The organism is Nonomuraea sp. JJY05, from assembly GCF_043496855.1.
GTDB lineage: Bacteria > Actinomycetota > Actinomycetes > Streptosporangiales > Streptosporangiaceae > Nonomuraea.
Map to the genome: position 1 here is coordinate 129,218 of NZ_JBIEIS010000020.1, position 12,432 is coordinate 141,649.

Genomic DNA, 12,432 nt, shown 5'->3' on the forward strand with positions numbered 1-12,432 from the left:
GTGCCAGCCGCCACCGACAATCTCCCAGCCCTGCCGGGAGACAATCTCCCAGACCTGCCGGGAGACGATCCTCCAGCCCTGCCGGGAGACGATTCCCCAGCTCCGCCGGTTACGAGCCCTCAGCCCTCCCGGGACAGCTCGAGGAAGTACGGCCGCATCGAGGGATAGTAGTCATCGAAGGCCGGCGAGGGGGAGCCGTCGCGGGCGGCCACGAGCATGTCGAGGTAGTACTCCCAGCCGGGGCCGACCTCGCCGATCGCGTCCTCGGTGTCGAGATGGTGGACGAACCGCAGCTCCGTCGTGCCGTCACGCTCCTCCAGCAGCAACTCGATCCGCCAGGCCCCGAACTCGTCCAGCGCGGACACGGCCAGCCGCTTCGGCGGTTCGCATGCCTCGATGCGCATCTCGAGCCAGGGAGCCTGCTCTTCATACACCATCCGCACCTTGATCGTCTGACCTGGCGCGCCGTGGCCCTCCCAGGGGCCGAACCAGCGGGCGGTGCGGTCGGGTTCGGTGATGCTGGCCCACACGTCCTCGGCGGGCGCGCGGAACGTACGGGACAGAACGAGGTCGCTCCCCTCGCTCGTCCCGAACAACCTGCCGGTGGGGATGCGAGTCATCAGATCTCCTTAGTGTGGAAGCCGGATCGAACACTGATCGCGTACGGAAATGTGAACTGCGGCGCAGACCGGGATGCGGGCCTACAGGATTCGGTGGTCGCGCCCGTTGCCGGAGGGTGCCGACCCGTCCACGGTCGCCGTCTCCCGGGCCGCGGCGGGCGGTTGGTTCGTCGCCCTGCTCGTGGAAGAGACGAGCGGACCAGTGAAACGCCTGCGGAGCTGGTGTAAGACCTCAACGAGAGTCCTTTCGGGCGGGCGACCGGCGGTGAAACAGGAATCTCCACGGGCGACCGTGGGAATCCCTCTCGATGACGAGAGCGAGGAAGTCAAGCTGTCTCCTCCTCTCTGCCGCTGCTCCCGATCTCAGTGATCGGGCGGCGCTCGCGGCGCGTCCGGTAGACCTCGGTCTCCAGCGCGTCCAGGCGGTGCTCCCACCCGGAGGGCCGTCCGAACTGGGCGAGCCAGGTGACGAGCTCCTCGAACGGCTCGGTTTGGAGCGCGTAGAAGCGCTGCCTGCCGATCAGCTCCGCGCGAACCAGCCCGCTCTGCCTGAGCACCCGCAGGTGCCGGCTCACAGCGGGCCGGCTGATGGCGAACCGCTCGGCGACCTCCCCGGCGGACAGCCGCCCTTCCCTGAGCATCTCCAGGATCCGCCGCCGCACCGGGTCCGCGATCGCTCCTGCCACCTCGTCCACGGGGAAAGCGTAACCCATCGGTTACGCGTTCGCCAGCCGCGTCTTCCTGGACGGCGCCCGCTCGCGAGCGTGGAACGCGACCCAGCACACCGCCAGCGCCATCCCGAAGACCGGCAGCCAGCCCAGCCGGGCCAGCACCCACGCGGGCCCGTCGGGCACCGTGTGCAGGCCGGGGAGGGCTTCGCCCGCGAGCAGCCCGAGCGCGGTGACCAGGATCATCGCGCTCTGGTGCCACAGGAAGATCGTCATGGCGGACACGTTCACCAGCGCCACCGCCGTCCACACGGCCGGCCGCCGCAGCGCCCGCCGCAGCGGGCCGAGCAGGAGCAGGGCCGCCCCGCACTGGGCCAGCCCGAAGGAGACGGCCGCGAGCGTGGGCGGGTCGAGGTTGGAGACGGCGGCGCCCGGCACCCCGACCATGGCCGCCGGATACCCCGCCCCGAGCACCAGCCCCACCGCTCCCGCCGTCCCGCCGGCCAACAATCCCCATCCGGCGGTACGACTCCGCAGCGCCCCTCGCGCCCAGGCCGCACCCAGGCAGTACGGGACCAGCCACCCGGCCAGGACGTTGACGGAGCCGAGCCACGAGGGCCAGCTCACGCCGTACCGGACCAGATCGATCACCGCGACGGTCACCAGCGGCCACAGCGGATGCAACCGGGCCACCAGCGGAGTCGCCGCCGTCAGCACCGCGAACACCACCAGGAACCACATCGGCGACAGCACCAGCTTGACCAGCCTGGCCACGGTAACGGTGTCGGCTCCGGCGGCCAGCATCCCGACCGCCGTCACACTCCAGACGGCCATCACGACCCCGACCGGCCTGAACAGCCGCGCCAGCCGCGCGCCCAGCCACTGCCGGTACGTCCCGGCCGCCGCGCCCCGGCTCCTCGCCGCCGCGTACCCGCCCACGAGGAAGAACACCGCCAGCGTCTGGAACAGCCAGGTCGCGGGGGTCAGCTGCGGGAGGTACCGCAGCGGGCTGGTCACCCGTATCGCGCCGCTGTCGAGCACCAGCACCGTCACCAGCCAGTGCCCGAGCACGACCCCACCGATGGCCAGCGCCCGGAGAGCGTCGATGGCACGGTCACGATCGAGCGGCGTGGCACGCTCGACCCGCCCCACGAGGTCACGCAACGGCGCGAGAACGCGGCGCCGCCCGGTCACGGCGGCTCTGCCGGCCCGCCATGCGAGGTTGCGTACCGGCTCGACAGCGCGGCGCTGTTCGGGCGAGCCGCCGTGGGCACCCCGCCCTGCGAAGTTGCGCAGCGGCGCGAGAACGCGGGACAGCCCGGGCCGGACGACACCCGCGTCCATGTAAGCGGGCTCACGCATTACGGCCCGCCTCGCGGACGGCCTGCCCCGCGACGATCCTGGCGATGCTCTCCAATGCCGGCGAACCGGGCCTGAGATAGTCGCTGTGCCCACCGCCGCCCGCCGCGAAGACATGGGCACCGAACTGCGGGGACACCGGGTCGGTGCCGAACCCGGCAGTGAGGAAGGGCAGACGGAGCCGCATGCTCGGGATGTACGCGACCCAGTCCCTGGCACTCCGACCGGCCCAGACGGTGGCCCTCGTCCGCAGGGCGGCGACGTTGGGGGCGATCACGCCGGGGCTCCCGTACAGGACGATGTTGCCGACATCCAGCCCGGACGCGGCCCGCGCGCACACCACGGAGCCGTACGAGTGGCACAGCAGCGAAATCGCGGCGGCAGGCTTGGCGGCGAGGAGCTCCCGTACGAACGCCCGCAGCCCGGGCACGGCCCCATCAGCCCAACCGGCCGACATCGCCGCCAGACTGACGGTGCTCGGGGTCCGGTACCCGAGCCAGGCGATGACGGCGGCTCTGTCCCCTAGCACCTCCCGCAGCCGCATGGAACCACCGCGAAGGAGCCCGTACTTGTCGAGATTGGTGTCGGAGCCAGGGACCAGGACGGCGACCGTGTCGGCCGTAGCCAGATCGCCGAACACCTCGACGGCCCGGCCACCGTCACGCCCGTCGAAGGCCAGGAACCGGCGGGAGGCATCCGCCATGTCCCGCAACATCGCAGCCCGCCACAGATGCCCGTACCGGACCGCCATCCGTTCAGCCGTCCGAATGTCCTCCCGGCTCGCGGCATACCGCCGCGCAAGGGCAGCGGGAGCAGCACTCCGGAGCGGCGCGAGACGATCGGGTACGGGCGCCGGCACGGCCCCAGGCCACGCCGCTCCCGAAACCGGCACGCCCACGGCGACGGCGACAAACGCGCCAACCAGAAAGCGCCACCACTCTCTTCCCCGAAGCGCTCCCTCCTCCTTGGCCCGCCGCCACCTCCCACACCCCCGCCCCACCCTTGCCAACCACGGCGCCATCGCCCCCAACCACGCCGCTACTCTCGCCAACCACGGCGCCATCGCGGCCGACCATGACGCCATGCTGGCCGACCGCAGCGCCATGCTCGCCGACCGTGGCGCGATCCCCGCTGACCACGTCGCCATGCTCGCCGACCGTGGCGCGATCCCCGCTGACCACGTCGCCATGCTCGCCGACCGTGGCGCGATCCCCGCTGACCACGTCGCCATGCTCGCCGACCACGGCGCCATCGCCGCTGACCACGTCGCCATGCTCGCCGACCATGGCGCGATCCCCGCCGACTGCGGCGCCATGCTCGCCAACCACGGCGTCTGCCTCACGTACCTCTGCAGCCGGTCCCCATGCCGTCTCCCACGACTCCGGCACCGCCGTTGAGGGCTTCCACTCCCGCGCCGCAGTGCCACGCGTCCCGCTCGGAGCACGGATCCCGCAGCGGCCACTGATCCCGCTCGGGGTACCGATCCTGCTCCAGAAATTTGCCCTGTCCGGAGGGCCTGCCCTGTCCGGAGGGCCTGCCCTGTCCGGGAGGCCCGCCCCGTTCGGGAGGCCCGCCCCGTTCGGGAGGCTTGCCTTGTTCGCGAGGCTCGCCTTGCTTGGGCGGCTCGTCCGGCCTGGGTGGCCCGTCCGGCTTGGGTGGCCCGTCGGCCTCGGGCTGCCCGCCCGGCTCGCCCTGCTCGGGCTGCCTGTCCGGCTCGCCCTGCTCGGGCTGCCTGTCCGGCTCGCCCTGCTCGGGCTGCCTGTCCGGCTCGGATGGGTCGCCTTGCTTGGGTCGCCCGGTCGGCTCGTGCCGCCATCCCGCAACGTGGGACTTCTTCATGAAATTCGATCACTCAGGCGACGCTGCCGCACCCGACATCCCCACCACATCGAACCCACGACCGCATTCCAACGACCCAGGGTGGACCCAGGATGTACGACCGTGGTCCGATGCCCCGCCCAACATCACGCAGCTACCATCGGCCCATGCAGGTCACCCCACCCCTCCCACTGCTGAGGCGGGTGCCGTCCGGCGTCTGGACGGCGCTGGCCTGGTGCGCGGGCCTGGCGCTCACATTCCTGATGCGCGTCAGGCTCCCAGGTGAGGCGGAGCCCGCCTACAGCCCCGGCGCGTTGCTCTACCGATGGGACGGCCTGTCATTCCTGATTGTGGCCTCCGCGCTGGTCGTGGCAGGCAGCGTCCTGCTGGACCGCCGCCCACTCCGGGCCCTGACCCTGCTGCTGGCCGCCTCCGCCGTGGCATGCATGCCTTTGGGTGTGGGAGAGATCCCTTCGGCCCAGTTCCTGGCGGTCGACGCCGCCCTCTACTTCATCGCGGCCACCGCCCCACGCCGTACGAGCATCGCCGCCATCACCATGTCGCTCATCACGCTGGCGGGCTATCTGGGGACCCGGCTGCTCTTCGGCTGGGTCGTCGGGACCTCGGCGGAACTCGCCGTGGCCATGACGGCTGTCATCGCGTGGCTGGTCGGCCGCTCGGTGCACCAGGCCCATGAGCACGCCGAGAGCCTGCGCATCCAAGCCACCGCCCAAGCGATCACCAGCGAACGCCTCCGGATCGCGCGCGAGCTCCACGACATGGTCGCGCACAGCATCGGCATCATCGCCCTGCAGGCCGGTGCCGCCCGGCGAGTGATCGACACTCAGCCCGTACGCGCTCGCGAAGCGCTGGGCGAGATCGAGACGGTCGGCCGCGAGACACTCTCCGGCCTACGCCGAATGCTAGGGGCCCTCCGTCACCCCGAGCCGACCCACCCACGAGAGACGACACCCATTCCTGGCCCCAATCCAGCCCAGCCACCGCAGAGCGAGTCGTCCGACCGCTCCACACCGACCGACCAGAGACCGGGCGCCCTGCCCGATCAATCCACACCGACCGGCCAGAGGAGGGGCGCGCTGCCCGATCAATCCACACCGACCGGCCAGAGGAGGGGCGCGCTGCCCGATCAGCCCACACCGACCCACCAGAGGTCGGACGCGCTGCCCGATCAGCCCACACCGACCGAGCAGCGACCGGACGCGTCGTCCAGCCGCCCCACGCCCGTCGAAGACCAGCCCGGCCAGCGAATTGAACTGGAGTCGGGCGCTCCATTCGGTGGGTCTGCGGTGGATGAGGAGGTGTTCGGTCGATGTGCGCCGGCCGAACTGAGGTCGGGCGCGTCCCTCGGCGGCTCTGCGGTCGCTGATCTGGTTGAAAAGGCTACCGGTCCGTGTGCGCCGGCCGAGTCGGGGCCGGGTGGCTCATTCGGCGGGTTTACGTCGGTTGAGGAGGGCCAGGATACAGCTCTCAGCCAGCCTGCGCTGGTGTTGCAGAGGCACGATGCGGCGCTCAGCCGGCCCGCGCCGGTAGAGCAGAGGCACGATGCGGTGCTCAGTTGGCCTGCGCCGGGCGAGCAGAGGCACGATGCATCGGTTGGGTTGGGACAGCACGCGCCGTGCAGCCAGTACGCGTCGGTCGAGCCGTCACAGCGGATGGGGTCCGATTGTCCAGAATCGGGCCAGGCGCCGTCGGCTGTGCCCTTCGACCAACCCGAATCTGGCCCCACACCTTCGACAGCGCCGCACGCCCCGCTCGATCCGGCCTTCGCTCGGTGCGATCCGGCCTCCGCCCCGCTCGATCCGGGCCTCGCTCGGTGCGATCCGGGCCTCACCCCGGCTGGCCTGGCCGATCTGGAGCGGCTTGCCGCGACGACGACGGCCGCCGGTGTTCAGGTCCAGCTGCGCTGGCGGGGTGTACGACGTCCGCTGCCTCCGGAGATCGACATGTCCGCCTACCGCATCGTGCAGGAGGCCGTCACCAACGTCACCCGCCACGCCGAGCACCCCTCGTGCCAGGTGACTATCGACTTCGGCGACGAGGAGCTGGCCATCGAGGTCATTGATCCCGCACCCAGCCCTCACCCCGGCCTCTCCCCGGACCCCAGCCCGAGCTTTTCCTATGGCCGCAGCCGGAGTCTTTCCTCAGAGCACAGCCCCGGTTTTTCCCCGGGCTCCCGCCCGAGTCTTTCCTCGGTCGGCAGCTTGGGCTCTTGCTCGGATCGCGGCCTGGGTTTTTCCACGGAGCTCCGTTCGGGTTCTTCCTCGGACGGCAGCGGTCCTGGTCTCGGTGCTGTCCCTGCCCGCGGCTCCGGCTCCGGCTCTGGTGCTGGTCGTGGTTTTGGGTTTCAGGGTGGCCGAGGACGAGGTCGGGGGCGTATGGCGGGGGTTGGGTATGGTCTGGTCGGGATGCGTGAACGAGTGGCTCTGTTGCACGGTGTCTTCTCTGCTGGACCACGTCAGGAAGGCGGTTTTCGGGTGGTGGCGCGCCTGCCCGTGCCGGCGCGGATGCGATGAACGTCCGCGTCCTGCTGGCCGATGACCAGCCGCTGATTCGTACCGCCCTGCAGATGGTCATCACCGACGCGCCGGATCTTGAGCTCGTCGGCGAGGCGGGAACGGGTACGGAGGCGGTTCGGCTGACCGAGGCGTTGCGGCCCGATGTCGTGGTGATGGACATCCGCATGCCTGGCATGGACGGCATCGAGGCCACCCGCTTGATCACGGCCGGCCCCACCGATGCCCGCGTCATCGTTCTGACGACGTTCGATGAGGACGATTACGTGTATGGGGCGTTGCGGTCCGGGGCGTCCGGGTTTCTCGTCAAGGACATGGCGCTTGATGACATTCTTGGCGCGATTCGGGTGGTCGCCGCTGGAGATGCCCTGATCGCGCCTAGCGTCACCCGTCGGCTGATCGAGGAGTTCGCCGCTCGCCCTCAGCCCGCTCCGCGCCGTCGGTCCCTCGGCGGCATCACCGATCGGGAACGTGAGGTGCTGACCCTCATCGCTCGTGGGCTGTCCAACACGGAGATCGCCAGCGACCTGGTTCTGAGCGTTGCCACGATCAAGGCGTACGTGACGAGGCTGCTGACCAAGCTGCATGCCCGTGACCGCGTCCAGCTGGTCATCATCGCCTATGAAGCGGGCCTGGTGTCAGCCTCCCGCGACGGATAGGCGCCAGGAGCCCGCGACCACCACCCCCGGCACGATCCTCGGAAATGTCAGGTGGTGCCTCTTCCGCTGACATGACCCGGCGTCCCGAGGATCGGCCGGGCCATATCAGCGGTGAGGTGATGGCTGTTTCGTCGATTGATCGTTGTGCTGGGATATGACCGTTCAGTCGGTGGTTTCGCGCCACCTGTTGGTGATGGGGAGGCGGCGGTCGCGGCCGAAGTTCTTCGGGGTGATCTTGGGACCCGGCGGATACTGGCGGCGCTTGTACTCGGCCAGGTCGACCAGCCTGATGACCCTCGTGACCAGCTCCGGATCGTGACCGGCGGCGATGAGCTCCTTCGACCCCATGTCCTTCTCCACGTAATCGTCCAGCAGGCGGTCGAGGATTTCGTAGGGCGGAAGGGAATCCGTGTCGCGCTGGTCGGGGCGGAGTTCGGCGCTCGGCTCCTTGGTGATGGAATTTTCCGGGATGGGAGTTTTCGCGTCGAGCAGGAATTGCGGCAGCGAATTGGCGTTGCGCCACCTCGACAGTTCCCACACCATCGTCTTCGGGACGTCCTTGATGGGGGCGAAGCCGCCGGCCGAGTCGCCGTAAAGGGTCGAGTAGCCCGTCGCCAGCTCGCTCTTGTTGCCGGTCGTCAGGACCAGGTGGCCGTGCTGGTTCGACAGGCCCATGAGGATCATGCCGCGTACCCTCGCCTGGAGGTTCTCGGCCGCCAGACCCGAGAGCTCGATCTCCTTCTCGAAGGCGTCGACGATGTCGGCGATCGGGGCGATCCGGGAGTTGATGCCCTGCCTGCGGACCAGTTCCTCGGCGTCGGCCAGGGAGTGGTCCGACGAGTAGCGGGAGGGCATGAGCACCACGTTGACGCGCGACGGGCCGATGGCGTCGGAGGCGATGGTGGCGGTCAGGGCCGAGTCGATGCCGCCGGACAGGCCCAGGATGACCGACTGGAAGCCGTTCTTGGCCACGTAGTCCCGCACCGCCAGGACCAGGGCCGCGTACACCTCCCCGTGCAGGTCCAGGTGCTCCGCGATGGTCGCGGGCGCCGGTTCGTACGGCTCCACGGGGTCCGAGGAGAGCACCATGCGCTCGACGGTGATGGTCGAGCCGTCGCCCGCGTCGTAGGGGAAGAAGCCCGGCTCGGCGTCCGAGACCGGCAGCTCCAGGTCGACGGTCAGCAGCTCCTCACGGAACTGGCCCGCCCGCGCCACCACCTCGCCCGAGGCGTCCACCACGATCGAGTCGCCGTCGAAGACCAGCTCGTCCTGACCGCCGACCTGGTTGACGTAGACGAGGGCGCAGCCCGCCTCGCGTGCCCGGCGCGCGCACAGTTCGAGGCGTACGTCGTCCTTCTCCTTCTCGTACGGCGAGGCGTTCGGCGAGATCAGCAGCCCGGCGCCGGCCTGGCCCACGACGGCCACGGGGCCGCCCTCCTGCCAGAGGTCCTCGCACACCGCGATCGCCACGTCCACGCCGTGCAGCCGGAAGATCGGCAGCCGGTCGCCGCGCACGAAGTAGCGGTATTCGTCGAACACCCCGTAATTGGGCAGGTGGTGCTTGGCCGTACGGGTCACCACCTCGCCCTTGTGGAGCAGCGCGGCCGCGTCCAGCGGGGCGCCCTTCGGCTGGCCGACCCGGGGCGCCAGTCCCGCGCGGTCGACGTAGCCGACCACCACTGGCAGGTCGCCCAGGCCCTCCCGCTCCAGCCTGCGCGCCACCTCCTCCAGGGTCCGGATGCTGGCGTCCACGAAGGACGTACGCAGCACCAGGTCCTCCACGGGATAGCCGGTGAGGGACATCTCGGTGAAGACGACGAGATGGGCTCCACGGTCGGCGGCGTCGCGGGTCCACGCGATCAGCCGCTCGGCGTTGCCGTCAAGGTCGCCGACGGTCGGGTTCGTCTGGGCCAGGGCGATACGCAGTTGTGCCACGTCGCCAAGCCTAGTACGGCGCGATTTTTATCGTCAAAGCGACGAAAAGGAAGTCTTTTCCCCGGGTGTAACAAAACCTGACTCATACGCGGCCATAACCAGCTGTGCGCGGTCGAACAGCCCGAGATGCTCCAAGAGCGACTTGACCACGATGCCCACCTCCTCCTCGGGCAAGGAGAGCGTCTGGCCGATCTGGCGGTTCGTCAGGCCACGGGCGACGAGTTTCAGCACGTCGAGCTGCGAGTCGGCGAGCCCGGCCAGCGCCGGGGGAGAGTCGGGGTCGACGCGTCCCGCGAACCCCGCGATCAACCGGGTGGTGATCGTCGGGTCGATGAGCGCGTCCCCGGCGGAGGCGGCCCTGATCGCGGCCAGGAACTGCTCGGGAGCCGACGTTTTCAGGATGAATCCACTCACTCCAGCCCGCAACGCCGCATAAAGGTTCTCGTCGCTGCCGAACGTGGTCATCATGATCACCTTCGGCGGCCGGTTTTCGGACAGGATGCGGCGGGCGGCGGCCAGGCCGTCGAGATGGGGCATCTGGATGTCGAGCAGCACCACGTCCGGGCCGGTCCCGGCCACGAGCGCGATCGCCTCCTCGCCGTTGGTCGCCTCGCCGACCATCGTCACCCCGGGCTCGGCGTCCAGCATCGCCCGCACGCCCGCCCGTACGAGCGCCTGGTCGTCGGCCACCACGACCCGTAGCGGCGCGGTGTCGGAAACGGCGGCGGGCGCCTCCACGGAAACCTGCGAAGGCTCCTCGGGGGCCGGGGACTCCAGGCGCTGGGCCAGCATGTCGGCCTCCAGGCGCTGCAGCCCCGCCGACAGGTCGAGGCCCAGTTCGTCCCGCCACACCGAGCGCGCCCTGCGCAGCGCCGCCAGGGCGTCGCCCTGGCGCCCCAGCCCGTAGAGAGCCGTGGCGAGCAGCCGCCACGCCTCCTCCCGCAGCGGGTACGCCGACGCGTGCGCCTCCAGGTCGGCCACCAGCGACGTCGCCCGGCCCAGCGCGAGACCGGCCCCGGCCCGGCGCTCGACGGCGATCAGGCGCAGCTCCTCCAGCCTGCCCGCCTCCGTCGCGGCCCAGCTCAGCTCGCCGAACTCGGCCAGCGCGGGCCCCCGCCACAGCCCCAGCGCCGTGTCCATGGCCGCCCACACCCGGCCGGGGTCGCCGTCTGACTTCACCAGGGCCTCGAACCGCCACGCGTCCACCTGCTCGGTCCCGGCGCGCAGGGCGTATCCGGGCGGCGCGGAGACCAGCACGCGGGCCTCCTCGCGGGGTGCCCGATCGGGTTCGAGGGCGCGGCGCAGGCGGGAGACGTACCCCTGGATGGTGGACAGGGCCTGCGCGGGCGGCGCGCCCGGCCAGAGCTCGTCGATGAGGGTGTTCACGGGAACGGCGCGGCCGCCGGCGACGAGCAGGCGCGCGAGCACCGCCCGCTGCCGCTGGCCGCCGAGATCGAGAGGGACGCCGTCGGCCCAGGCCTGGAACGGTCCCAGCGCGGTGAATGTCAGCATGTCAGGCGTAACTTTAGAGGGAGACGGTTCGTGGGTATATGGCAAGTTCTCCCAAGGCGCCTGTCCGCCGCTACCCGCGACGCTGTCAGCGGCGTCGGATCGCGGGCCCGAGCAGCAGGATGCCCGCCGCCGACAGCACCCCCACCCCGCCGACCGTGAACCACAGAGCCTGGGAGCCGATCTCCAGCAGCGGCCCGCCGATCAGCGGCGCCAGCACCGCCGCCAGCGACCACGAGAACCCGAACAGCCCCGAATACCGCCCCCGCAGCTCGGGCGGCGCCAGGGTGGCCACGATCGCGCCCGGGATGCCCGCCGTGACGACCTCGCCCGCCGTCCACACCACGATCGTCACCACCAGCCCGAAGGTGGTCTCGACGAACGCCGTCATCGCGAACCCGAGCGCCATCACCGACAGCCCGAGGGCGAACATGCGGGCGGGGTCCCGTCGCCCCAGCCACCCCGACACCAGGGGCTGCACGATGACGATCAGGATCCCGTTCAGGGCCATGGCCACCCCGAACTCCCCGGCCGACAGCCCCACGACCTTCGTCATCGCCACCGGCAGCATGGTGAACGTCTGCGAGTAGACCAGCGCGTTACCCAGCGCCACCAGGGTGAACCCGACCATCACCCGGTCCCGCAGCACCACGCCGAACCCGCCCGCCGACTCCCGGGCCGCCGGCCTGGTCTCGGGTACGGCCCGCCACACCAGCACGGCGAAGACCACGCTGGACAGCGCGTCGATCCAGAACAACCAGAGGAACCCGAGGCTCGCCAGCCAGCCCCCGGCCGTCACGCCGACCGCGTACCCGAGGTTGATCCCCCAGAACAGCAGCCCGTACGCCCGGGGCCGCTCCTCGGGCGAGACCAGGTCCGCGACGAGGGCGGCCGAGGCGGGCCGGTAGACGTCCATCACCAGGCCGAGCACGAGCATCGAGGCCACGATCGCCGGCAGCGAGGAGCTGTAGCCGAGCGCCAGCATGGTCGCCGCCGTGGCCAGCATCCCGCCCGACAGAGTGGCGCGGCGCCCGATCCGGTCGGTGAGCACCCCCGCGACCAGCTGCGACAGCAGCGAGCCCACCCCGAACACGCCCATCACCAGGCCCGCCGCCGCCACCGACAGGCCGCGGCTCTGCGTCAGGTAGACGCCGGTGAAGGGCATGACCATGGTGCCCAGGCGGTTCACCACCGTGCCGCCCCAAAGGGCCCAGAACGCGCGGGGCAGCCCGCCCAGCTGGGACCGGAAAAACGACCTTCGCTCAAGAGTGTTGCTCGACACGCGACAAAGCCTCATATGCCGGGTTTGTGGGGGCGAACGATTTAGTGC

General features: G+C 70.5%; 10 protein-coding genes. 3 read left to right on the forward strand and 7 right to left on the reverse strand.

All coding sequences use genetic code 11. The features are described 5' to 3' along the window. Positions 1 to 119: 119 nt before the first annotated feature. The 4 genes from ACFKCF_RS30350 to ACFKCF_RS30365 form a co-directional block, all read right to left on the reverse strand. A complete protein-coding gene (locus ACFKCF_RS30350) occupies positions 120 to 620 on the reverse strand; it encodes an SRPBCC family protein (protein ID WP_394498681.1) in 501 nt (166 codons plus the stop codon). A 326-nt stretch (positions 621 to 946) separates the two neighbouring features. After that, positions 947 to 1,315 (reverse strand): metalloregulator ArsR/SmtB family transcription factor, encoded by a 369-nt coding sequence (locus tag ACFKCF_RS30355; RefSeq protein WP_394498682.1) that lies wholly within the window; start codon positions 1,313 to 1,315, stop codon positions 947 to 949. A 21-nt stretch (positions 1,316 to 1,336) separates the two neighbouring features. After that, positions 1,337 to 2,650, reverse strand: a complete 1,314-nt coding sequence (locus ACFKCF_RS30360; protein ID WP_394498683.1) for an acyltransferase — start codon at positions 2,648 to 2,650, stop codon at positions 1,337 to 1,339. Continuing rightward, on the reverse strand, positions 2,643 to 3,350 hold the full coding sequence (locus ACFKCF_RS30365) for an alpha/beta hydrolase (protein WP_394498684.1): 708 nt from the start codon (positions 3,348 to 3,350) through the stop codon (positions 2,643 to 2,645). The genes ACFKCF_RS30360 and ACFKCF_RS30365 overlap by 8 nt, the downstream gene beginning before the upstream one ends. A 262-nt stretch (positions 3,351 to 3,612) precedes the next feature. Between ACFKCF_RS30365 and ACFKCF_RS30370 the strand changes: the two genes are divergently transcribed. From ACFKCF_RS30370 to ACFKCF_RS30380, 3 genes are all read left to right on the forward strand, one after another. Continuing rightward, on the forward strand, positions 3,613 to 4,044 hold the full coding sequence (locus tag ACFKCF_RS30370) for a hypothetical protein (RefSeq protein ID WP_394498685.1): 432 nt from the start codon (positions 3,613 to 3,615) through the stop codon (positions 4,042 to 4,044). 588 nt (positions 4,045 to 4,632) lie between these two features. Further along, positions 4,633 to 6,999 carry a histidine kinase gene (locus ACFKCF_RS30375; RefSeq protein ID WP_394498686.1) on the forward strand — a complete coding sequence of 789 codons (2,367 nt, stop codon included), beginning with the start codon at positions 4,633 to 4,635 and terminating at the stop codon, positions 6,997 to 6,999. Beyond that, positions 6,996 to 7,658, forward strand: coding sequence for a response regulator (locus ACFKCF_RS30380; RefSeq protein ID WP_394498687.1), 663 nt, complete (start codon positions 6,996 to 6,998; stop codon positions 7,656 to 7,658). The genes ACFKCF_RS30375 and ACFKCF_RS30380 overlap by 4 nt, the downstream gene beginning before the upstream one ends. Positions 7,659 to 7,820: 162 nt before the next feature. On the opposite strand, the gene ACFKCF_RS30385 is transcribed toward ACFKCF_RS30380, so the two are convergent. The 3 genes from ACFKCF_RS30385 to ACFKCF_RS30395 form a co-directional block, all read right to left on the reverse strand. Beyond that, a complete protein-coding gene (locus tag ACFKCF_RS30385) occupies positions 7,821 to 9,593 on the reverse strand; it encodes an NAD+ synthase (protein WP_394498688.1) in 1,773 nt (590 codons plus the stop codon). Positions 9,594 to 9,626: 33 nt separating this feature from the next. Beyond that, complete coding sequence (locus ACFKCF_RS30390; RefSeq protein WP_394498689.1) at positions 9,627 to 11,105, reverse strand: BTAD domain-containing putative transcriptional regulator; 1,479 nt, start codon at positions 11,103 to 11,105, stop codon at positions 9,627 to 9,629. Between the two features lie 85 nt (positions 11,106 to 11,190). Further along, the gene (locus ACFKCF_RS30395; RefSeq protein ID WP_394498690.1) at positions 11,191 to 12,384 is read right to left on the reverse strand and encodes an MDR family MFS transporter; all 1,194 of its coding nucleotides are present in this window, start codon (positions 12,382 to 12,384) and stop codon (positions 11,191 to 11,193) included. Between the last annotated feature and the right edge of the window lie 48 nt (positions 12,385 to 12,432).

What these genes read in the sequence shown, in the direction of transcription:
- ACFKCF_RS30390 (WP_394498689.1), bottom strand. Translation starts at nt 11,105, where the DNA reads ATGCTGACATTCACCGCGCTGGGACCGTTCCAGGCCTGGGCCGACGGC.
- ACFKCF_RS30350 (WP_394498681.1), bottom strand. Translation starts at nt 620, where the DNA reads ATGACTCGCATCCCCACCGGCAGGTTGTTCGGGACGAGCGAGGGGAGC.
- ACFKCF_RS30365 (WP_394498684.1), bottom strand. Translation starts at nt 3,350, where the DNA reads ATGGCGGATGCCTCCCGCCGGTTCCTGGCCTTCGACGGGCGTGACGGT.
- ACFKCF_RS30360 (WP_394498683.1), bottom strand. Translation starts at nt 2,650, where the DNA reads ATGCGTGAGCCCGCTTACATGGACGCGGGTGTCGTCCGGCCCGGGCTG.
- ACFKCF_RS30375 (WP_394498686.1), top strand. Translation starts at nt 4,633, where the DNA reads ATGCAGGTCACCCCACCCCTCCCACTGCTGAGGCGGGTGCCGTCCGGC.
- ACFKCF_RS30380 (WP_394498687.1), top strand. Translation starts at nt 6,996, where the DNA reads ATGAACGTCCGCGTCCTGCTGGCCGATGACCAGCCGCTGATTCGTACC.